This window comes from Mesorhizobium sp. WSM1386, from assembly GCF_055901595.1.
In genome coordinates this window covers 4,874,730-4,894,615 of record NZ_CM148373.1, presented here as the reverse complement: position 1 = coordinate 4,894,615, position 19,886 = coordinate 4,874,730, and the positions used below count along the sequence as shown (strand labels likewise).

General features: G+C 63.0%; 18 protein-coding genes and 1 tRNA gene. 6 read left to right on the top strand and 13 right to left on the bottom strand.

Annotated features, from left to right (window positions below; translation table 11 throughout):
* Positions 1-41: 41 nt before the first annotated feature.
* Complete coding sequence (locus AC0NIH_RS24095; RefSeq protein ID WP_473466706.1) at positions 42-656, bottom strand: hypothetical protein; 615 nt, start codon at positions 654-656, stop codon at positions 42-44.
* A gap of 299 nt (positions 657-955) precedes the next feature.
* Between AC0NIH_RS24095 and AC0NIH_RS24090 the strand changes: the two genes are divergently transcribed.
* Positions 956-1,240 carry a helix-turn-helix domain-containing protein gene (locus tag AC0NIH_RS24090; protein WP_023764088.1) on the top strand — a complete coding sequence of 95 codons (285 nt, stop codon included), beginning with the start codon at positions 956-958 and terminating at the stop codon, positions 1,238-1,240.
* 141 nt (positions 1,241-1,381) lie between these two features.
* Positions 1,382-1,843: a YbaK/EbsC family protein gene (locus tag AC0NIH_RS24085; RefSeq protein ID WP_473466708.1), complete on the top strand. Its 462-nt coding sequence runs from the start codon at positions 1,382-1,384 to the stop codon at positions 1,841-1,843.
* A gap of 119 nt (positions 1,844-1,962) precedes the next feature.
* Here AC0NIH_RS24085 and AC0NIH_RS24080 read toward each other — a convergent pair whose 3' ends face one another.
* The 6 genes from AC0NIH_RS24080 to AC0NIH_RS24055 all read right to left on the bottom strand — a co-directional run bounded on the left by AC0NIH_RS24080 (position 1,963) and on the right by AC0NIH_RS24055 (position 8,210).
* Complete coding sequence (locus tag AC0NIH_RS24080; protein ID WP_352711545.1) at positions 1,963-2,712, bottom strand: outer membrane protein; 750 nt, start codon at positions 2,710-2,712, stop codon at positions 1,963-1,965.
* Between the two features lie 755 nt (positions 2,713-3,467).
* Positions 3,468-3,544 (bottom strand) — tRNA-Pro (locus tag AC0NIH_RS24075).
* Positions 3,545-3,601: 57 nt separating this feature from the next.
* Entirely contained in the window at positions 3,602-4,870 is a 1,269-nt protein-coding gene (locus AC0NIH_RS24070; RefSeq protein WP_473466710.1) for an O-antigen ligase family protein, read from the bottom strand.
* Entirely contained in the window at positions 4,867-6,402 is a 1,536-nt protein-coding gene (locus AC0NIH_RS24065; protein WP_473466712.1) for an undecaprenyl-phosphate glucose phosphotransferase, read from the bottom strand. The genes AC0NIH_RS24070 and AC0NIH_RS24065 overlap by 4 nt, the downstream gene beginning before the upstream one ends.
* An 88-nt stretch (positions 6,403-6,490) precedes the next feature.
* Complete coding sequence (locus AC0NIH_RS24060; protein WP_473466714.1) at positions 6,491-7,621, bottom strand: glycosyltransferase; 1,131 nt, start codon at positions 7,619-7,621, stop codon at positions 6,491-6,493.
* Positions 7,622-7,631: 10 nt separating this feature from the next.
* Positions 7,632-8,210, bottom strand: a complete 579-nt coding sequence (locus AC0NIH_RS24055) for a polysaccharide biosynthesis/export family protein (RefSeq protein WP_434221316.1) — start codon at positions 8,208-8,210, stop codon at positions 7,632-7,634.
* A gap of 259 nt (positions 8,211-8,469) precedes the next feature.
* On the opposite strand from AC0NIH_RS24055, the gene AC0NIH_RS24050 reads away from it, so the two are divergent.
* A complete protein-coding gene (locus tag AC0NIH_RS24050; RefSeq protein ID WP_473466717.1) occupies positions 8,470-10,701 on the top strand; it encodes a GumC family protein in 2,232 nt (743 codons plus the stop codon).
* Positions 10,702-10,731: 30 nt separating this feature from the next.
* On the opposite strand, the gene AC0NIH_RS24045 is transcribed toward AC0NIH_RS24050, so the two are convergent.
* Positions 10,732-11,568 (bottom strand): GNAT family N-acetyltransferase, encoded by an 837-nt coding sequence (locus tag AC0NIH_RS24045; RefSeq protein WP_473466799.1) that lies wholly within the window; start codon positions 11,566-11,568, stop codon positions 10,732-10,734.
* A 125-nt stretch (positions 11,569-11,693) separates the two neighbouring features.
* The gene (locus AC0NIH_RS24040; protein WP_473466719.1) at positions 11,694-12,923 is read right to left on the bottom strand and encodes a GNAT family N-acetyltransferase; all 1,230 of its coding nucleotides are present in this window, start codon (positions 12,921-12,923) and stop codon (positions 11,694-11,696) included.
* Between the two features lie 90 nt (positions 12,924-13,013).
* Between AC0NIH_RS24040 and AC0NIH_RS24035 the strand changes: the two genes are divergently transcribed.
* On the top strand, positions 13,014-14,072 hold the full coding sequence (locus AC0NIH_RS24035) for a polysaccharide deacetylase family protein (RefSeq protein ID WP_473466721.1): 1,059 nt from the start codon (positions 13,014-13,016) through the stop codon (positions 14,070-14,072).
* A 30-nt stretch (positions 14,073-14,102) separates the two neighbouring features.
* Here the strand turns inward: AC0NIH_RS24035 and AC0NIH_RS24030 are convergent, their stop codons facing one another.
* The gene (locus AC0NIH_RS24030; protein ID WP_473466723.1) at positions 14,103-14,318 is read right to left on the bottom strand and encodes a DUF2842 domain-containing protein; all 216 of its coding nucleotides are present in this window, start codon (positions 14,316-14,318) and stop codon (positions 14,103-14,105) included.
* A gap of 152 nt (positions 14,319-14,470) precedes the next feature.
* Here AC0NIH_RS24030 and AC0NIH_RS24025 point away from each other — a divergent pair, with 152 nt between their 5' ends.
* The gene (locus AC0NIH_RS24025) at positions 14,471-15,562 is read left to right on the top strand and encodes a COX15/CtaA family protein (protein WP_473466724.1); all 1,092 of its coding nucleotides are present in this window, start codon (positions 14,471-14,473) and stop codon (positions 15,560-15,562) included.
* Positions 15,563-15,615: 53 nt separating this feature from the next.
* Here AC0NIH_RS24025 and AC0NIH_RS24020 read toward each other — a convergent pair whose 3' ends face one another.
* The 3 genes from AC0NIH_RS24020 to speB are packed head-to-tail and all read right to left on the bottom strand — an operon-like array spanning position 15,616 to position 18,462.
* A complete protein-coding gene (locus AC0NIH_RS24020; protein WP_473466726.1) occupies positions 15,616-16,455 on the bottom strand; it encodes an aminoglycoside phosphotransferase family protein in 840 nt (279 codons plus the stop codon).
* 42 nt (positions 16,456-16,497) lie between these two features.
* A complete protein-coding gene (gene argC, locus AC0NIH_RS24015) occupies positions 16,498-17,424 on the bottom strand; it encodes an N-acetyl-gamma-glutamyl-phosphate reductase (protein ID WP_473466728.1) in 927 nt (308 codons plus the stop codon).
* Positions 17,425-17,454: 30 nt separating this feature from the next.
* Entirely contained in the window at positions 17,455-18,462 is a 1,008-nt protein-coding gene (gene speB / locus AC0NIH_RS24010) for an agmatinase (protein ID WP_473466730.1), read from the bottom strand.
* Between the two features lie 124 nt (positions 18,463-18,586).
* Here speB and AC0NIH_RS24005 point away from each other — a divergent pair, with 124 nt between their 5' ends.
* A complete protein-coding gene (locus AC0NIH_RS24005) occupies positions 18,587-19,795 on the top strand; it encodes an acyltransferase family protein (protein ID WP_352711657.1) in 1,209 nt (402 codons plus the stop codon).
* Positions 19,796-19,886: the final 91 nt, after the last annotated feature.

Sequence of the window (19,886 nt, the reverse complement as noted above, 5' to 3'; positions counted from 1 at the left end):
CACCGCGCAGGCCAAAAGCCGCGTTTTGCCGCGGGTTTCCACTACATCGGCGGTACCACGCCTTTGTTTCCCACCACGACGCGGCTGGAGCTCAGTATGCCGTCAGCCTCGCGCTGCGCGGTGACGAAGACCGTTGCGCCTGGCTTGAGATCGGTCGGCGTGGCCGGGGCGAAGGTCACGACAGGCGTGCTGTCGGGTATCGAGATCTTCTTGGTCTGCCCGTTGTCGTAGGTCAGCGTGACGGCTCGTCCGTTGATGTCGGTGACGTCGGCGACGGTGCCGTTGGTCATGCGGCTGTTCGGCTGCAGGTCCCATGGCCGATCACCCTCGCCGGTGCCCTTCAGAGCTGCCGGAAAGACCACCACTTCCAGCGCGCCGCTGCCGCCATCCGCCTTCGAGACGGAGGCGATGCCGAGGAAATCGCCCTGCTTGATGTCCTTCATGGAGACGCTGGCGACGCCTGAAACCTTCCAGCCGGCATTGAGCTTGATCGCCGAGGTTTCACCCTGGCGGGTTTTGACCGTGAGCAGCGATGGTTCGAAACTGACGACCGTGCCGCGCACGCGCAGCGCATCCGCCGCTTGGGCGGCAGCCGCGCCAGCGCCGGAAAGCATGGAAATCGTGCCGAGCACGAGGAGGGATGTCTTGAGCTTCATTTGCGTATGTCCTTCTGGGAAAAGGCTGGCCAGGAAAAGGCTAGCAGGAGCCGATCGGCTTTCATGCCAGCAACGCCAGGACAACGAATGGGCGTGGCCAAAATGCCGAGCAAAAGGCGCTTCGGCGTTCAAAACAACTTGATCGGGACGAGGTGGCCGGGGCGCCGCGCGGACCCCCTGCTTCACGATAGCGTGACGGTCTTTTTGGGACTTGGCAAATCGCCGCTGAGCGGGCATCTTCCCATCGTCTCAGGCAACATCCCATTTTGATCAAACTCTTTCAGCCAACGGAGTTGCCAATGCCCAAAAATGCAAAAAGCCATGCCCTCTCCGAACCGTTAGCCAGTGAGATCGGGCAAGATTACAGTGCCCTCAAGGCCATGCGGGAAACCCGCGGATACAGTTTGGAAGAGCTTTCCTTGACGTGCGGCCTGTCGGTCGACGAAATCGAGGACATCGAGAACGGCAGGGCAGCCGATCCGGCGAAGCTGCGTCGTATTGCGTCCGCGCTTCGGCTTCCTCAGGACACTCTCATTGCTTCGGCAGCCACCACTCCGGCCGCACAAGGCCGACCCCTGGCATAAACCAGTGCCAGGCATGCCCGAGAAACCCGCCAAGGCCCCTTGGCGGGTTTCTTGTTGGGGTTTTACTGCCGGCCGGGCTTGCCGACTTGCAAATCGCACGTGTTTATACGCGCGGCATCCTTGAACCCTGGGGTCTTCGATATGAGCCTGGAATCCGTTCGTGCGTTCTTCGCCGCTCATGCGCCTGACATCGAGGTCATCGTCACCGAAGCGAGTTCGGCGACTGTGACGCTGGCGGCGCAGGCGCATGGCGTGTTGCCGGCGCAGATCGCCAAGACGATCTGCCTTCGCGTCGGCGACCGCACCATGCTGGTCGTGACCAGCGGTATCGCAAGGCTGGACAACCGCAAGTTCAAGGATCAGTTCGCCGGCAAGCCGCGCATGCTGGACACAGAGGAAGTCGTCGCCGCCACGAGCCATCCGGTCGGCGGTGTCTGCCCGTTCGGCCTGCCGGCGCCGCTGCCGGTCTATTGCGACGTGTCGCTGCGCGAATTCGAAGAGGTTGTGCCTGCAGCAGGCGCCACCAACGCCGCCGTGCGGATTGCGCCGCTGAGGATGGTTGAGCTTACAGGCGCAGAGTGGGTCGATGTCTGCCAGGGATAGGCCGCGACCGGGCAGGGCCGTCGCCCTAATCGACCAATGGCGTCATGAAAACCAAATGCGAATCGGGAGCTCCTCGCGGGCTCCCTGTGACGCTTAGATGCTGAAGCCCAAACGGCTAACTACTGACCCATTCCGAACTTGTAGGTTAGCCTGGCCATCACGGCATCGACCTTTGCCTCGGTGCGATACGTCTCAGGATTGTCACCGAGGTGCCCGTCATCGTAAACGTTGTCGCCCGTGCTCGTCTTATGACCGAGGTCAATGTGGGTGTAGTCCACGCCCAGCGAGAGGTTGTTCGTAAGAGCATAGTCGATGCCGGCGCCGAGCGCATAGCCGTTCTGCCACTCATTCTTCTCGTAGGACACGAGAGCGTCATTGTCTCGGGCGCGGAAATCCACCTTGCCGCCGGCATAGCCCGCCTTCGCATAAATCAGCACGCGATCGAAAGCGTAGCCGACACGGCCAACGACCGTGGCATAATTCGAGATCTTCGCGGTCTCGGTGTCACTGTCCGAATAATAGGGACTGGTGATGGTTTTGCGGATGCCCGTTGCCGTCCAGGTCGCCTCGCCGCCCAGAACGAATTGCCCCCACTGCCATTGCGCGCCCGCATGGATACCCCCGGCTACGCCGGCTTTGTTGAAGTCAAAGCCCTCTGTTCCGGCCGGAACGAGCTCGGTGAAAAAGCCGCCGTTTGGCTCGGTCATGTCCGTCGCCGTGATGTCACCATTTGCAACGCCGATATGGCCGCCGGCATAGAAACCGCTCCAGTCATAGGCCGACCCCGCAACAGGGGCCACCACCTCGGCTGCTGAGGCAGTGCTTGCCGACAGGGCGGCAACAGCGAAAACTGCTAAGAATTTATTCACGTATTTCTCCCAACCCAAGTAATTCCCCCGTCCATGACAATAGCCGGGACGGTGTAAAAAGTATGTGACCTTTTTGCAACTAGCTGTATTTTGCCTTGGCCCAATCTTTCATCGATCACTGTGCCTACACTGACCTGACACTTCCAGGCGCAAATCGAGCCCAGTAAAGGGATTGTAGAGCGCTCGGCCCCGACATCCACCTATCAGTCAACGGACCAGATCTTCACCAGTAGAGCGATTCCTTGAGGAAGACGTCAGGTGTGCGGTTTTCATTCGGGCATGAAAGAAAGCCCGCACCCCAAAGCCGAGGCGCTTTTCCCGCCGGAAAAGACAAAACGAAGGGCTTGCGTCGCATGCATTGCCACCCGGGCTCGAGTCGCCGACAATGATTGGCGTGCCGTTTACGACGGCGATTTCGTCGAAACTGACATACTCGTTTGTGTGTATGACTTTTCCATCGACTGATAGCTGATCCTGAGTTTGACCAACCTTGTTCTTCAGTATCGAAATGTCGTGTCCGAACGCACGGAGTTCCCCACCAGAGGCCGGCTGCAGTTCGATGCACCATAGAATATGCACGCCAGAGTAGCGCGACAGATCACCATCTCGAATTCCCCTACATACCCGTCGATAGTCGCAGGGAACGCTCGGAAATCAATGAAAGAGCTCAAAGCAGCTCTGTTACTCCATCAGTCATCCTGCGAAGTACGCCGGAACTGAGAGTAGGACTTTTGGGGCAAGTCCTTGTTCTAAAATGGTCGGAGTGGCCGGATTCGAACCGACGACCCCTTGACCCCCAGTCAAGTGCGCTACCGGGCTGCGCTACACTCCGGACCGGTCGCGATGTATCGTGATAACCCCGCTCGGGTCAACCGAAATTCGGCGTTTATTATGTTGCCGCGATCGCAGGTGTCGGTGAGCCGCGCAATACCGGCCGCAACAGCCGCTGATGGCGGTATTCCAGGGCGATGGCGCCCCAGATCAGGCCTAGCAGCAGGTACATATGGCGCCAATGGTCGATGTCGATGAAGGTGCCAAGCCCGACATTGCCGATGAAGGCGACATAGGCGCACAAGAGATAGGGCTGCCACGGCCGGTCGCGCAGCAGGATGCGGAACCCGGCTGCTATCGTCCACAGGACGAGCGTCAGGAACGACACGAAGCCGAGCCAGCCATAATCCATCAGCATCTTCAGCCAGATGTCGTGCGTGTCCTCGCCGAAGATCGTGCCGAAGACCAGCGGCCCGATGCCGAACGGATGCTCCATCGCCATCTGGAAGCCGATCGCGTAGCGGGCGAAGCGGCCGAGGCGGGCGGTGTCGTAGCTCTGTTCGAGATGCGCGCGGTTGGAGAACATTTCCGACACCCCGGGCAGCTGCAGGATGACGATGATGGCGATCGTCAGCAGCGACAGCGCGGCGACGGTCATGATCACCACGCGCAGCCGGAACATGCCGCTGGCGCTCTGCAGGAACAGGCAGCCGGTGAGCAGCACCGCCGAAACCGCGAACATGCCCCAGGCGCCGCGCGAGAACGAGAAGAAGATGCCGGCGGTGATGATCAGCAGCGGCACCGCCAGCAGCGGCATGCGCGAAACCGAGCCGGTCAGGATCAAATAGAGCAGGTAGATGCCGGGCAGCACCAGGAATGGCCCGAATACGTTCGGGTCCTGGAAGGCGCCGGCGGCGCGGTCGTATTTGGTGAACATCTCGGCGCCGGGGAAGGCATGGAAATAGCCTGCTATGCCGAGCAGCGAGGTCATCACAGCGGAGATCACATAGGCAATGAAGATCGGCCGATAGAGGCCTGGGTGCGTGGCTGTCACCGAGGCGAAGAACACCGCGCTGAAGGCGAGGAACAGGGACACGGCAAGGTAGAGCGGCGTGTTGGCGAGATCCGCCATCTGCGTCATCGAAATCATGCCGCCGATGTTCATCGTCACCAGCAGCACCAGCAGCGGCAGGGCCGCACGGGAAATCCTGAGGCCGAAAAGAGCCCAGATGGCGATCAGCCCGGCCATGTAGAGTTCATAGGGCGCCGGTTCGCTGATGACGAAACCGGACAGCAGGATGCCCAGCACGACCGCCCCCGAAGAGATCATCGCGATCAGCTTGGCGTTGACGGCGGCCTGCGGCAGCTCGAAGGAGGTCGCGCTCAATAGGCGTTTTCCGTGTTGAGCAAGCGGATCGGTGTAAGGAAAAGGATCCTGAGATCGAACAGCAGCGACCAGTTCTCGATGTAGTAAAGGTCGTATTCGGTCCGCATGCGGATCTTCTCGTTGGTGTCCATCTCGCCGCGCCAGCCATTGATCTGCGCCCAGCCGGTGACGCCGGGCTTGACCTTGTGGCGGGCGAAATAGCCGTCGACCACTTCGTTGTAGAGAAGGTTGTGCGACTGCGCGGCGATCGCATGCGGGCGCGGACCGACCAGCGACAGCGAGCCCAAAAGCGAGTTGAAGAACTGCGGCAATTCGTCGATCGAGGTCTTGCGGATGAAGCGGCCAACACGGGTGACGCGCGGGTCGTTGCGGGTCACCGTCTGCTTGGCGGTCGGGTCCGACCGGTCCGTGTACATCGAGCGGAACTTGTAGACCTCGATGATCTCGTTGTTGAAACCATGCCGCTTCTGACGAAACAGCACCGGCCCCTTGCTGTCGAGCTTGATGGCGATGGCGGTGGCCAGCATCACGGGCGAGAACACGACGATGCCGATCAGGCTGAAGATGATGTCGAAGGCGCGCTTGGCGACCGAATCCCAGTCGTTGATCGGCTTGTCGAAGATGTCGAGCATCGGCACCGAGCCGATGTAGGAGTAGGCGCGCGGGCGAAACTGCAGCGCGTTGGAATGCGCGGACAGGCGGATATCGACCGGCAGCACCCACAGCTTCTTCAAAAGCTGCAGCACGCGCGATTCGGCGGTCAGCGGCAGCGACACGATCAGCATATCGATGCGCGCGATGCGGGCGAATTCGATCAGCTCGGAAATGGTGCCGAGTTTGGGATAACCGGCGACGAGCGGCGGCGAGCGCTTGTCGTTGCGGTCATCGAAGATGCCGCAGATGCGGATGTCGTTGTAGGGCTGCTTCTCGACCGAGCGGATCAGGACTTCCGCGGCCTTGCCGCCGCCGACGATGACGGCGCGCCGCTCCATGCGGCCATCGCGTGCCCAGCGCCGGATCAGCCTCGACATCACCAGCCTGAGACTGAAGAGGCAGACGAAGCCGACGACGAACCACGTGCCGAACAGCAGTCGCGAATAGTCCTGCGACATCTTCATGGCGAAGGCCGTCAGGGCCATCAGCGCAAAGGCGCCGGCCCAGACCAGCAAGATGCGGCCGAAATTGGCGATAGGCCGCATCAGGGACACGACCTGGTAGCAGTCGGTGACGTCGAGCAGCACCACCGCCAGGAATGACGCGGCGGCGATCGTCAGCGGATATTGCCAGGCGAGATAGTTGAAGAACCCGACATAGTGGAAATAGACGCAGAGGCCCGAAACCAGAAGCACCCCGAATTCGACCATGCGAAGGACACCGCTGACCATGATCGGCGACATCGTGTCCCGTCGGTACTGCGAGGCGACCTGCCGGGCAACATCGTTCATGCCGCCGGGCGCATTGCCATCGGTCGGAACGTCGAGTTTACGCACTGCTTCTGGTGAAAAGCGGCGCGCGGGGTCGATCTCATTCATGGAACAGTCCGCAAGCTTCCCCTGGGTGATTAGCAAAAGAGAGCTAAGAAACCCTTGAAACAACGCATGGCTTTGGAAGGGCCTGGCCCTACTTGTCGAGCGCGGCGAAGTAGGCCTTCTCGATTTCGGCGGCCATGACGTCGGCTCCGAAGCGCGCCCTGAGGCTGGCATCGTCGGGCATCAGCTTGCCGTAGGCCGCAAGATCGGTCAGCGCCTGGCTCATCTTGTCGACGAGTTCGGTCGGGTCGGGTCGAATCAGGGCAGGGGAGTTTGACCCGAAAATCTCCGGTATGCCGCCGACGGCGGTCGCGATCATGGGTCTTGCCGCGGCAAGCGTTTCCAGCACGATGTAGGGCATGGCTTCGGCGCGCGAGGGAACCACGACGAGCGCCGCCAGCAAAAACGCCTCCCGGGCCGGCATCGGCGGCAGGAAACGCACATGGCCTTCAAGTCCGAGGCGCTTCACCTGTGCGTGGTAGCGCGGCAGGTCGTCGCCGTCGCCCACCATCACCGCGCTCAGCGCGCGGCCGAGCCGGGGTCCGGCGAGGGCCAGGGCATCGATGAAGATGTCGGGACCCTTGAGGTCCCGCATCATGCCGATGTAGAGCAGGTCCGCCGCGTCGGCGCTGGGGACAACCGGCTCGAATTCGGCGGGGCGAAGTCCATTGTAGGCCAGCGTGTTCGGGATCGGCGGCTCGCCGACCTTCCTGCGATAGGTCAGCCGCTCGTAGTCGGAGACGAACAACAGGCAATCGGTGAAGCGCGCCATGATGCGCTCCAGCGCGAAGAACAGCTTTCCGGTGACGGTGCTCTCGTCATAGTGGAGAGAACCGCCATGCGGCGAATAAAGGCGGGCTACGCGAGACCTTGATACCCGCAACAATGAGCCGAACAGACGGGCATAGGCACCACCCTTGGCGCCGTGCCCGTGCAGAACGTTCGGCTGCAATTCCTTGATGATCCTGTAGGTGCGCCGGGCCGAGGCGAGGTCGCCCAGGCCGACATGGCGCTGCATTGGCGTGCGATGGATGCCGAGCGCCAGCACGTCCTTCATCTGCTCGAACAGGCGCTCCTCGAATTCGCCCCCGGTGGTCGAATCACAGACGATGCCGACCGCATGACCGGCGGCGACCTGGGCTTCGGTCAGGTCGCGCACATGCCGGAAAATTCCTCCAACTGGTGAACGAAAGCAGTGGACGATCCTGAGCTTGTCCGCCACGTGGTGCCAGTCAGAACAGGCGTTCGCGGACGTAGACGGTATCTCCGGGCAGCAGCGGATCCGAGGTGACCACGCGGCCGGTCATCACCTTGCCGTTGATGTCGCGGGTGATGTCGACGCTCTCCTGGTTGGCGCGCGGTGTGAAGCCTCCGGCAATGGCGATGGCCTTCTGCACCGTCAGGCCGGGCACATAGGAATACTGGCCGGCGGCGCCCACTTCGCCCATGACGAAGATCGGCCGGTAGCGATCGATCTCGACGGAAACATCGGGATCGCGAAGATAGCCTTGCCGCAACTTGTCGGCGATCTCCTTTTCCATCTGCTGCGCGGTGTGGCCACGGGCGGGTATGGCGCCGACAAGCGGGAAAGAGAGATAGCCGGACTGGTCGACGCTGTAGGTGTTGGTCAGCCCGTCCTGTTCGAACACCGTGACGCGGACGCGGTCGCCGGCGCCGAGACGATAGGGTTGGTCGAGAACCTCATGGAAGGCCGCCGGCGTCGGCCGGTAGCTGGAGCAGCCGGCGAGCATCGATACGGCAAACATCGATACGGTAAGCAGCGCGCGAAAGAGGGAAGCAGTGCTTTTCATGACCGGACACGTACCTTCGACTGGCCGCTGCGGCGTCGCAGCAAACATCTGATATCGAGGCTCGTTATCATCCTGTTAGGGTTAATGGCCGGTAAAGGAGCCGGCCGATACCGTCCGCGCCCGGCAAGGATTTTGGTATTTTATCGTTTTTTTCTTGCCGCTCGCCAGCAAGTCCTAACGAGAGCTTACCTTGGTCTTAACGGCTGAGTTACCATAGTTGTTTACGGTGCATCGTGACCCAGTTTCGGAGTAGGGATGCATGTCCGTTCAGTCCGCGGCCGCAGATGTCGATGTTGACCTCAAGCAGCTCTTCGCCAGCCTGGCAAGGCGCTGGCTGCGCACAGTCCTTGTCGTTCTGGTGGTGACGGGGCTGGCCTTCGCCTTGGCGTCGCTGGCAACCCGGCACTACAAGGCGGAGACTCAGGTGGAGATCGTGCCGCGCGAATCCGTGTACACGCGGCCGGCCAGCAACAACAGCGACCCCGACAAGCCGATTCTCGATGAACAGGGCGTCGCCACCCAGGTCCAGATCATTTCCTCCAACGAAATCCTCAAGCAGGTCGCGCAGAAGCTTGGCCTTGAGAAACTGCCCGAGTTCAACGATGCGCTCGACATGTCGCCGCTGAGCCGCCTTTTGGTCCTGGTCGGACTGAAAAGCGACCCGATGGAAATTCCGACGGAAGAACGCGTGCTCAAGAAAATGCACGAAAAGCTCAACGTCTATGGCGTCGAGAAGACCCGCATCATCGCCATCGAGTTCTCATCGGAGGATCCAAAGCTCGCGGCCGCCATACCCGACGGCATTGCCGCCGCCTATATTGCCGGCCAGGGCGCGGCAAAGCTCGAATCGAACAACGCCGCCGCCGACTTCCTGGCGCCGGAGATCGCCGCCCTGCAGCGGCAGGTCAAGGATGCCGAGGCGAAGGTCGCGTCCTATCGCGCGCAGTCCGATCTTTTGATGGGCGGCAACAATTCGGTGCTCGCCACCCAGCAGCTTTCGGAATTGTCGAGCGAACTGTCGAAAGTGCGCGCCAATCGCGCCGCGGCCGAAGCGACAGCCGACGGTGTGCGCAAGGCGCTGCAGAATGGCGGCTCGCTGGACGCGGTGCCGGAAGTTCTGTCATCCGACCTGATCCAGCGTCTGCGCGAGCGTCAGGTCGAACTGCGCACCAACATCGCCGATCTGTCGACGACGCTGCTCGACAATCACCCGCGCATTCGCGCGCTGAAATCGCAGCTGTCCGATCTCGACGCACAGATCCGCAGCGAGGCCCAGAAGGTGATGAAAGGCCTGTTGATGCAGGCTGAGACCGCCAAGGCCCGTGAGAACCAGCTTGTCGCCGACGTCAACACGTTGAAGGCGGCGTCGGCCCAGGCCGGTGAACAGCAGGTCGATCTCGACGCATTGCAGCGCGATGCGGCGGCCAAGCGCCAGCAACTCGAACTTTATCTCACCAACTACCGCGAGGCGGCTTCGCGCCAGGATCGCAAATATCTGCCGGTCGACGCCAGGATCGTCTCGAAGGCCTCGGTGCCGTCGGAAGCCTATTTCCCCAAGATCGGGCCGATCGTCGGCGCGGCTTTCGCGGCCTCGCTGCTGCTGATGGCGGTGCTCACGCTGTTGCAGGAACTCTTTTCGGGCCGCGCCATGCGCCCGGCCAGTGGCGCCCGCTTCGAGCCGATCAATGAGGTGGCGATGCCGGCGACAGCTCGCTCCGAGCCATCCGACCGCCTGGAACCGCTAATCCCCAGCGAGGCCGTCAACCGTGCCGCCGAGACGCCATGGCCCCCCGAAACGATCTCGGATCCGGAGGCACGGCCTGCTGTTGAGCCTGTTGCCGAGACTGAATCCGTGCCAGAGCCCGAGCCTGTTGTGGCGGCGCGGCCACGCTCGGTGCTTGGCGAGATCGACATCGAGAAGGCCGCTGAAAAGCTGATCGCGAGCGGGGCCGCGCGCGCCATATTCGTTTCGCCCGAAGGCGACGAGGCGGCCGCATCGGCGATCCTGGTCGCGCGCGAGGTTTCCGACGCCGGCCTGCGCGTCCTGCTGCTCGACCTTACCGCCTCGGGCGCCGCCTCGCGGCCGATGCTGGACAGCGGGCTTTTCCCCGGCATCACCGATCTGCTCGCTTCGCAGGCGCAGTTCAGCGACGTGATCCATGCCGATCTCTATTCCGACTGCCACGTCATTCCAGTCGGCACCGCCGATCCGGTCCGCGCCATGCGCGCCGCCGACCGGCTGCCGATCATCATGCAGTCGCTGACCACGGCCTATGATCTGGTGGTGGTCGAATGCGGACCGGCCGACGCACAAGGCATCAGCCGGCTGGGCGGCGATGCCACCGAGGTGTTCCTGTCCATGCTCGAGCCCGACGACGAGGTGGCGCAGGCTGCGGTCAAGCTGATCGAGAGCGGTTATCCCGACCTGACGCTGGTGACGCCGATCGGCCACGAACCGCCGGGCACCCCGGGACGCCGTTCCGCCGCCTGAAGGAACCGCTGTCCGAAGGCAGGCTTCGGACTATCCGAGTTCAAGCGTCGTCACGCCGAATATCCTGTTGGCGTCGAGCTTCGGCGGCGGTCCTTTGTACATGCGGGTGGTGGTGAAGGTCGGTGAGAAACCCGCCGCGGCGAGTGCCGCGATGAAATCCACCTGGGTGGCCGGTACGTCGATGTTCAGGTCGCCACCCTCGCATATGCTCGCCAGTTCCTCGAGCAATCCGACCGCGGTCTGCATGTCGTCGGCGAAAAGCGGGCCGATCTTGAAGCCGCTGCGGCAGGATCGCGCCACCGCATAACCCGCCATTCCTCGCGGCGTGATCGCCGCCAGCGCATGGTGCGGCGGCTGCACCCATCGCCGCAGGAAGGAACTCCGGGATGCGGGAAAGCAAAGTGCATCATAGGCGATGATGGCGGGCATCAGTTGCGCCGTCACCATGCGAGGCCGCTCGGCGCCGATGGACGCGGCTGCGGGGCGCCCGCTGTAGCGGATGGTTTCGTAGACCGGCGTGAATCCCTTGCTCTGGTAGTTGGCCTGCTGCTCCTCGACGCCATCGAGCCCGATGGTGCGCCCGGCCAGCCGGTCCATGCCCGCGGTCCACACCATCTTGCCGTAACCCTTGCCGCGCATGTCCGGACGGCAGATGTAGAGACCGATGAAACCGAAATCGTGCCCATAGGCCACGGCCGAGATCGCGGCGACCATTTCGTTGCCGACAAAGGCACCGATGAAACCCTCTGGATCCGCTGTCTGGAACAGCGCGGCATCTTCAAGGCCGGGGTTCCAGCCCTCGGCAGCTGCCCAGTCGACGAGGACCTCCAGTTCTTCAAGCGACAGCGCGCGGATGGTCGGCTTCATGATGCTCATTTCGCGGCGATGGCTGCGGTCGAAGGATTTCAGCAGAGATGACCGGTCTTGGCCAGTCGCTTGCATCGGCGTCATGCTTCGAGGTCGAGGCCTGCCGAAAGCAAGCCGCCGCAAGCCTAGCTGTCGTCTTCGACGGCGGCGGGCGCCGGCTGTCCAGCGGCCTTGCGGCGCAGCATCTTGGTCAGCTTCCAGGCCACCGGGCTGTTCTTGACGAAAGCCTTCAGTCGCGTGCCCTGGCGAAGCCCCTGTGCCAGCGCGCGGCCCTTCAGCGTCAGCGGGACCAGCACCTCGAAATGCCGGATTTCGATATCGCACCACAGCCGCTTGTAGGGCTCGTCGCCGACCGAGAAATCATAGACCTCAAAGCCGGTCTCGCAGGCTTCCTGGATGTTGTCGAAGAACAGGAAGTCGCCGGGACTGGTGTGAGCGAGATCGTCCTCGGAGATCGCTCCGAACTCACAGATCACGCGTTTGCCCGAAAAGCTCGATCCGGTGACGGCGCGCAGCCTGCCGGCAACCTCCAGCCCGTGCAGCACGAAGGAGGGTTTTTGTTCGGCCAAGGCTTGCCCGAACAATGCCCGGAAGAAAGCGCGCGTGTGGTCGTCGCCGAAGACGTTGGCAATGCCCATCTTGCGGAAGCGGGATTCCTTCATTTCGAAGAAGGCGTCGAGCAGCCTGTTCACCTCTTCCGGCGTGGCGGCCGTAATGCGCCGATGGCTGCCGACGGCCTCGAACTTGCGTGTCTGCGAGCGATGCTTCTTGCGTTTGCGCTTGCCGCTCGCACGCGCCAGCAACGCGTCGAAGCCGCCGTCGAGATCGACGGCCAGCGCAAGGTTGGAGCTGGCAAAATGATCGAACGATGCGAAGGGATTGGCGACGCCGTCGAGATCGGGCAGCAGTCGTTCCAGCGCGATGAGATCGATGTCGGGGCGCGCCCTGGCAATGGCGGCAAGCAACGTCCGGATGGCCGCGACATCCGCCCTGGCCAGCCATTGCGGGTCTGCGGCGGCAAAATTGCCGTTGGCGTGCCTGCCGCCCATGAAACGGGCGACCCGGAACGGGCCGCGGCGGGTCACCTCCAGCGCCAGCGCCAGCACCGGTTTGCCTTCGAGAGCGAGCGTTGCGACGATCGGATCGGGCCTGACCTGCGCGGCCCAGTTCAGGATCCATATCGCGCCCTGTGCCGGAGCGTAGAGCGCAGAGCGGCAGAACCCCGCATAGGCCGCGAGCGCTTCGGCGCCGGCAACCCAGACCGACAGCCCCGCGGCATCTTTCGGCAGGGCCCGTGGCGAGGCTTCGGTCGCGGTGAGCCGATTGCCGTCAAATGACGCCGATGCGTCAACCATACCTCAATCCTTAGGGCGTATTGATCCCGATTTGGGGTTCGCTCAGGCGTATTCTGTGCTTGGATCAGCCTAGGCGCAAAAGGTGAATGAATGATCGACGGCGGGGAGGCAATCCGGAAACTGGCGCTCAACGTCGCCCGCTATACCGGCCTCGCACCGCTGGCCAGGCCGTTTGTCGGCGGCATCGGCGCCATCTTGATGCTGCACCGCGTGACAGCGACGCCGGAAAAGCCCCACAGCGTCAACCGGCACCTCAACATCTCGCCCAACTTCCTCGACGCCATGATCGCCGACATGAAGGCGGGCGGCTATGCCTTCGTTTCGATGGACGAGGCGATCGAGCGCATCAAGGCAGGCGGCAAGGGTGGCCGGTTCGCCACCATCACCGCCGACGACGCCTACCGGGACAATTTGACCGAGGCTCTGCCGGTGCTGGAAAAGCACGGCGCGCCGATCACCATCTATGTCGCGCCGGGGCTGATCGACGGCACCGCCGATCTGTGGTGGGACGTGGTCGAGGACATCGTCAACGCGTCCGACAGCCTGACCTTGGCGACCTCGAACGGCCCGGTGCTGATCGCTTGCAAGACCCCCGCCAGGAAACACCAGGCCATCGCCCGGCTGCACACCTACTTCACCACCGAAGTTCGCGAGGAAGACTTGCGGACCGTGCTGCGCGAACTGGCAAGTGCAAATGGCATCGACGTGGATGCGTCGCGCCGGCGCACGTTGATGAACTGGGATGAGATCCGCACCATCGCGGCGCACCCGCTGGTGACGATCGGTGCCCACACCATCAATCACAGCAATCTGAAGCGGCTTTCCGAGGCCGGCGCACGGCACGAGATCGGCGCTGTGAAGGACATGTTGGGGGCTGAGCTTGGCGCCGAGCCCCGTCATTTCGCCTACCCCTATGGCTATGCCAGTGCCGTCGGCTGCCGCGAAGTGGGCTTTGCCCGTGATGCCGGCTATGCCTCCGCGGTGACGACCCGCCACGGCGTGCTGCGCGCCGAGCACGCTGGCTTCCCGCATGCCTTGCCGCGCCTCTCGGTCAACGGCCGCTACCAGAGCCTCGCCCACATCCGCACCATGCTGTCGGGCGTGACGACGCCGCTCGCCAATGCCGGCAAGATGGTTGTGACGATCTGACGATTTGCCTGGCTAAGGCCAGTGCAAAGCTCAGCGCTTGGCCCGCGGCTCCAGCATCAGCCATTTGATGATGCCCATCGCTGGCAGCACCCAGAGCAGGCCGCTGAGCAGGAAGAACAGGAACTGCACCAGCGCACCGGACTCCGACAGCCGGGCGACCGCGAAGATCGAGGCGACCAGCGCATAGATGATGACCAGTGCCACCAGCAGGAACATTCCGATCAGCTTTTTCAGGCGAATGGACATGGCTTGGCCTCGTTGATTGCACTCGCTTAAGCCGAACGCGGGGCACGCGCAACCCGCGGCGGACGGCGCGACGGCGTGCCGCGCCGGACGGCCTTGCCAGCACGGGTGCGATGGTCCACCAATCCGCGACCTCAACCTGCCGGGAATAGATCATGGCTGCCATTTCAGCCGCCGCGCCGTACGTGGCCCGCGACCGCGACCTGCACAACCGCGCACTGCTGCGCGGCTGGCTTTATGTCGTGCTTCTGGTTCTGTTCGCGCTGGTGCTGGTCGGGGGCGCCACCCGCCTTACCGAGTCCGGCCTGTCGATCACGCAATGGCAGCCGATCCATGGCGTCATCCCGCCGCTCAACGACGCCGAGTGGCAAGAGGAATTCCAGCGATACCAGCAGATCCCCCAATACACCGAGCTCAACAAGGGCATGAGCATCGAGGCGTTCAAGTCGATCTTCTGGTGGGAATGGGCACATCGCCTGCTGGCACGCAGCGTCGGCCTGGTCTTTGCCTTGCCGCTGCTGGCCTTCTGGGCGACGCGCCGCATCGAGCGCGGCCTTGGGCCCAATCTGGTCGGGATTCTGCTCCTCGGCGGTTTGCAGGGCGCCATCGGCTGGTGGATGGTGGCCTCGGGCCTGGTCGACCGCGTGTCGGTGAGCCAATACAGGCTGGCGACCCACCTGACGCTGGCGGCACTGATCTTCACCGCCACCATGGTCGTCGCGCGTGGATTGGCGCCGCATTCCGAACCCGCCGCCGATCGCTCGACGCAGCGCCTGGCCGGGTTCATCGTGCTGTTGGCGCTGATCCAGATTTATCTCGGCGGCCTGGTCGCCGGCCTCGATGCCGGCATGAGCTACAACACCTGGCCGCTGATGGACGGCAGGATCATCCCGGGCGATCTGCTGATTCTCGAGCCGGCATGGCGCAATTTCTTCGAGAGCCCGAAGACGGTGCAGTTCGTCCACCGGCTCGGCGCCTACACGGTCTTCGCCGTCGCTCTCTGGCACATGATCGCGACGCGTCGGCGGCTGCCCGGTTCAACCCATGCGCGCCGCGCGACGCTGCTGTTTGTGCTGGTGCTGGTGCAGGCCTCGATCGGCATCGGTACGCTGCTGATGCAGGTGCCGCTGCATATGGCGCTGACGCACCAGGGTTTTGCGCTAATCGTGCTGGGCTTTGCCGCCGCGCATTGGCGCGGCACCAAGGGTGCCTACCCCCTGCCGCACCAGGTTGCGCTCCGGACCTGATCGCGAGCCGATCGGTCGATCACATCCAGAATTCGTTGCTACCGTCCACGGACTTAGAAAGTGGCTCGCACCGTCCGGATCGCCGCGGCTATCGACAGTTCGCGGTTCTCCTCGACCGCGTTGTCGTCCTCGTGATGCCAGGCCGCGGACAGGCAGCCATAGGCGATGGCGTGGTCCAGCATCGCTGCGAGTGTCTGCTTCAGCGTCGTGGCAAAGACTTCGGCCATATGCGCGATCCGCTCCGGATCGAGGCAGAGTGCATCACGATCGAGCGGATTGTAGAACATGTTGGCGGCGTCGAAGCCGGGGTCGCCGAGCACGCCCTTCGGATCGATCGCCAGCCAGCCGCGCGGGCCATGCAGGATGTTCTCGTGGTGCAGGTCGCCGTGCAGCGGCCTGACATCGTGAGGGTTGGACAACAGCCGTTCGGCAATTTCGCCAGCCTCGACATACAGGCTGCCGTGGCCGTTGGCGCGATCGGTTGCGGCTTTCTTGAAAAGGCTGGCGAACCGCTCCCTGAGCGGCTGAAGCTCGGACGGGAAGGAGTGCTTCGATGGCGAGAGCAGCCTTGCCATCACCTCGGCGGCGATTTCGGTGGCGATTTCGTCGCCTTGCTCATCGAGAACCTTGGAAAGCAGTGTTTCGCCGGCAAATTCGAGCAGCATGCTGTGACCGTCGCGGCCAAGCACGCGCACCGCGCCTTCGTCGCGCCGCCAGGCAAGGAAGTGCTCGCCGCGCAACTCGTCGGCGACGTCGTCGAAAGGCTTGAGCGCCTTGACGACGGCCGGCGAGCCGTCCTCGCGCCGCACCTTCCAGATGCGGCTCGAAAACGTCTCGGCGATGAGTTCTGGCGCGCTGACCTTCCAGCGCGCCGGGAAGGCTGGTGCGTCCATTAATGCATGTCGCTCAAAAGTGGCCCCGAAAGACGACGCGCTTTAGGTCCCGAGCATCAGGTCCATGTTCTGGACGGCGGCACCCGACGCGCCCTTGCCGAGATTGTCGTAGACCGCCAGCAGCAGTGCCTGCGCGCGTTTGTCGTTGGCAAAGACATAGACCTTCATGCGGTTGGTGCCGTTGTAGACCTCGGGGTCGATCTCCGGCATGCGTTCCAGATGCGCATAAGGCGCCACCTCGACCACGCCGCCCTTGATCGCGGCGAAATGGTCGGCAATCGCGGCATGCAGCTCGGCACCGCTCGGCACATGATCGAGGCCGCCGAGCTGCAGCGGCACCACGGTGATCATGCCTTGGGCGAAATTGCCCACCGCCGGCTGCATGATCGGGTCATGCGACAGCTTTGCATAGGCCCGCAATTCCGGCACGTGCTTGTGCTGCAGGGTGAGGCCGTAGGGCAGGAACTCCGAAGCATCCTCGCCCTTGGCGACATAATCCTCGATCATCGGACGTCCGCCGCCCGAATAGCCCGAAATGCCGTTGACGGTGATCGGGAAATCCGCCGGCAGCAGGCCGGCGGTGACCAGCGGCCGCAGCGTCGCGATCGGTCCCTGCGGCCAGCAGCCGGGGTTGGCGATGCGCTTGGCCGAAGCGATCGTCTTCGCCTGATCCCTGTCCATTTCAGCGAAGCCATACGCCCAGCCCTCGGCCACGCGATGCGCGGTCGACGCATCGATGACCTTGGTCGTGTCATTGGTGATCAGCGAGACACTTTCCTTCGCCGCGTCGTCCGGCAGGCACAGGATCGCGATATCGGCGGCATTGAGGAATTCGGCGCGCGCCGCGGTTTCCTTGCGGCGCTCGGTGGGAATGGAAATGATCTCGAGGTCGCCGCGCTCGGCAAGCAGCGCCCGGATCTGCAGGCCGGTGGTGCCGTGCTCGCCGTCGATGAAGATTTTCGGTTTCATTGGCTGATCAAATTCCCTGAAATTTCAAGACTATATGCCGTTACCATGATTCACCGCGGCACCGTTGTGGTTGCCGTTGTTCAGCTCTTCGAGCCGGGCCTTTCGCTCCGCCAGCAGGCCGAGATACTGCATGGCCACCATCGAGCCGGCAATCGCCGTTATATCGGCGTGATCATAGGCCGGCGCAACCTCCACGACATCGGCGCCGACAATATCGACCTGGTTGAGCTGCCGCAGCGTCGACAGGATCTTCGCCGAGGACGGTCCGCCGGCAACCGGTGTGCCGGTGCCGGGCGCATAGGCCGGATCAAGGCAGTCTATGTCGAACGTCAGATACGTCTTCTTGCCTCCGGTGCGGTCGACGATGGCGTAGGCGATGTCGGATGCACGCATCTCCTCGATTTCATGGCCATGGAGAATCTTGATGCCGAACGTGTCGGGGGCATGGGTGCGGATGCCGATCTGGATCGACCGGTCGGGATCGATGATGCCTTCCTTGACCGCGCGGCCGACGAAGGAGCCGTGGTCGATGCGCTTGCCGTCGTCCTCCCAGGTGTCCTGATGCGCGTCGAACTGCACCAGGGCGAGCGGCCCGTGGATTGCGGCATGCGCCTTGAGCAGCGGCCAGGTGACGAAATGGTCGCCGCCTAGCGTCAGCAAGAAGGCGCCGGACTTCAGGATCTTGGCCGCTTCGCGCTCGATCGTGCCCGGCGTCTTCTGGTGGTTGCCTGAATCGAGCAGGCAATCGCCATAATCGATCACCGCGAGGTGCTCGAACAGGTCGCGCGAAAACGGGTATTGGGGATCGTTGTCGAGGATCGCCGAGGCACGGCGTATAGCCTGCGGCCCGAAGCGCGCGCCTGGCCGGTTGGTGACGGCGGCGTCGAACGGAATGCCCCACACGACCGCGTCCGCGCCCTTCACGTCCTTCGTGTATTTGCGCCGCATGAACGACAGCGCGCCGGAATAGGTCGGCTCGAACGCAGCGCCCGTTTTGGAGCGGGCTGTGAAGGCATGGTCGATGGTCTTGGTCGCCATTACTGGTCCTCGGTTTTCATCGGGGTGCAACAACTACAGAACCGGCACGGAAGATGCCAGTCACAGCTTGGGGAGACGAAATCGCGCCGCCCGGGTGCCACGGCAAGACAGGATTTGTACCATCATGACGCAAACGGCGTTTCTTAATCCGTCCCGTGCCGTGGTGTCGACCCACGCCGGCACGATCGCCGTCGAACGCTTCCTGGTTCTCGATTCGTGGCGTGGCATCTGCGCCCTGCTGGTGGCGCTGTTTCACTTCCCGACCGCTTCGGTGATCTCGCAGAGCCGTTTCATCGGTTCATCCTATCTTTTTGTCGACTTCTTCTTCGTCCTTTCCGGCTTCGTCATCGCCAGCAGCTATGCCGACCGCCTGAGCCAGCCGGATGAGGTCGCTCGCTTCGCGCTGGTGCGTTTCGGCCGCATCTATCCCTTGCATCTCATCATGCTCGCGGCCTTTGCCGGGTTCGAACTGCTGCGGCTGATGCTGCCGCAACTGCATGGCGCCGGCGCTGCTCCGTTCACCGGCGGGTTCGACCTGAAAAGCCTGCTTGCCAATCTTTTCCTGCTGCAAGGTGTCGGCTTCGAGGATCGACTGACCTGGAATGCACCGAGTTGGAGCATTTCGGCGGAGTTCTTCGCCTATCTCCTGTTCGCTGGCGTCGTCTTCGTCGCCGGCGCGCGTGCCTGGATATGGTTCGTTGCCGCCGCTGTCACGGCGCCGCTGTTCCTGCTCGGCTTCTCCACGCATCATATGGATGTGTCCTATGATTTCGGCTTCATCCGTTGCCTCTACGGCTTCTCGCTCGGCGCCCTGCTGGCCTGGTTTCAGCATGATTCCATTGCAAGGGCGCGACAGGTTCTCGTCAGCAGCGGCCCACGGGTGAGCTGGACCCTTGCCGAAATCGTCATGGTGGCGGTCATCGTTCTTTTTGTCTCGCTGGCGGGCAGCAATGATTTTGGCATCGCGGCACCACTGGTCTTCGCGCTGGCGCTGTTTCTGTTCGCCCACGAAGGCGGCTGGATTTCAGCTCTGCTGAGGGCGCCGTTCATGCTGACGCTCGGCGCGCTGTCCTACTCGATCTACATGGTCCATATCTTCGTCCAGGCGCGGCTGATCAATGTCGCCGGGCTCGTCGAGCGCAAGCTCGGCCTCGGCTTTGTCGGCGACATCGTGCTGCGCGGGCAACCTGCGACCGGTTTCGGTGCCGGTTGGGTCGGGATCGTCGCAATCGTTCTCATGCTCGCTGCCACCATCGCGCTATCCTGGATCACCTGGCGCTTCGTCGAGATGCCGGCGATGGCATGGTTTCGCCGGCGAGCGAAACGCCTCTGACGCACCGGCCAGCACGCATTCCGCTAGCCGGCTTCGTTCACCTGGATGTCACGGGCATCGCTTATCCGGATCTCGATCCGGTAAGGAGCGA

What these genes read in the sequence shown, in the direction of transcription:
- AC0NIH_RS24095 (WP_473466706.1), bottom strand. Translation starts at nt 656, where the DNA reads ATGAAGCTCAAGACATCCCTCCTCGTGCTCGGCACGATTTCCATGCTT.
- AC0NIH_RS24090 (WP_023764088.1), top strand. Translation starts at nt 956, where the DNA reads ATGCCCAAAAATGCAAAAAGCCATGCCCTCTCCGAACCGTTAGCCAGT.
- AC0NIH_RS24085 (WP_473466708.1), top strand. Translation starts at nt 1,382, where the DNA reads ATGAGCCTGGAATCCGTTCGTGCGTTCTTCGCCGCTCATGCGCCTGAC.
- AC0NIH_RS24065 (WP_473466712.1), bottom strand. Translation starts at nt 6,402, where the DNA reads ATGAATGAGATCGACCCCGCGCGCCGCTTTTCACCAGAAGCAGTGCGT.
- AC0NIH_RS24055 (WP_434221316.1), bottom strand. Translation starts at nt 8,210, where the DNA reads ATGAAAAGCACTGCTTCCCTCTTTCGCGCGCTGCTTACCGTATCGATG.
- AC0NIH_RS24050 (WP_473466717.1), top strand. Translation starts at nt 8,470, where the DNA reads ATGTCCGTTCAGTCCGCGGCCGCAGATGTCGATGTTGACCTCAAGCAG.
- AC0NIH_RS24045 (WP_473466799.1), bottom strand. Translation starts at nt 11,568, where the DNA reads ATGAAGCCGACCATCCGCGCGCTGTCGCTTGAAGAACTGGAGGTCCTC.
- AC0NIH_RS24040 (WP_473466719.1), bottom strand. Translation starts at nt 12,923, where the DNA reads ATGGTTGACGCATCGGCGTCATTTGACGGCAATCGGCTCACCGCGACC.
- AC0NIH_RS24035 (WP_473466721.1), top strand. Translation starts at nt 13,014, where the DNA reads ATGATCGACGGCGGGGAGGCAATCCGGAAACTGGCGCTCAACGTCGCC.
- AC0NIH_RS24030 (WP_473466723.1), bottom strand. Translation starts at nt 14,318, where the DNA reads ATGTCCATTCGCCTGAAAAAGCTGATCGGAATGTTCCTGCTGGTGGCA.
- AC0NIH_RS24025 (WP_473466724.1), top strand. Translation starts at nt 14,471, where the DNA reads ATGGCTGCCATTTCAGCCGCCGCGCCGTACGTGGCCCGCGACCGCGAC.
- AC0NIH_RS24020 (WP_473466726.1), bottom strand. Translation starts at nt 16,455, where the DNA reads ATGGACGCACCAGCCTTCCCGGCGCGCTGGAAGGTCAGCGCGCCAGAA.
- argC (WP_473466728.1), bottom strand. Translation starts at nt 17,424, where the DNA reads ATGAAACCGAAAATCTTCATCGACGGCGAGCACGGCACCACCGGCCTG.
- speB (WP_473466730.1), bottom strand. Translation starts at nt 18,462, where the DNA reads ATGGCGACCAAGACCATCGACCATGCCTTCACAGCCCGCTCCAAAACG.
- AC0NIH_RS24005 (WP_352711657.1), top strand. Translation starts at nt 18,587, where the DNA reads ATGACGCAAACGGCGTTTCTTAATCCGTCCCGTGCCGTGGTGTCGACC.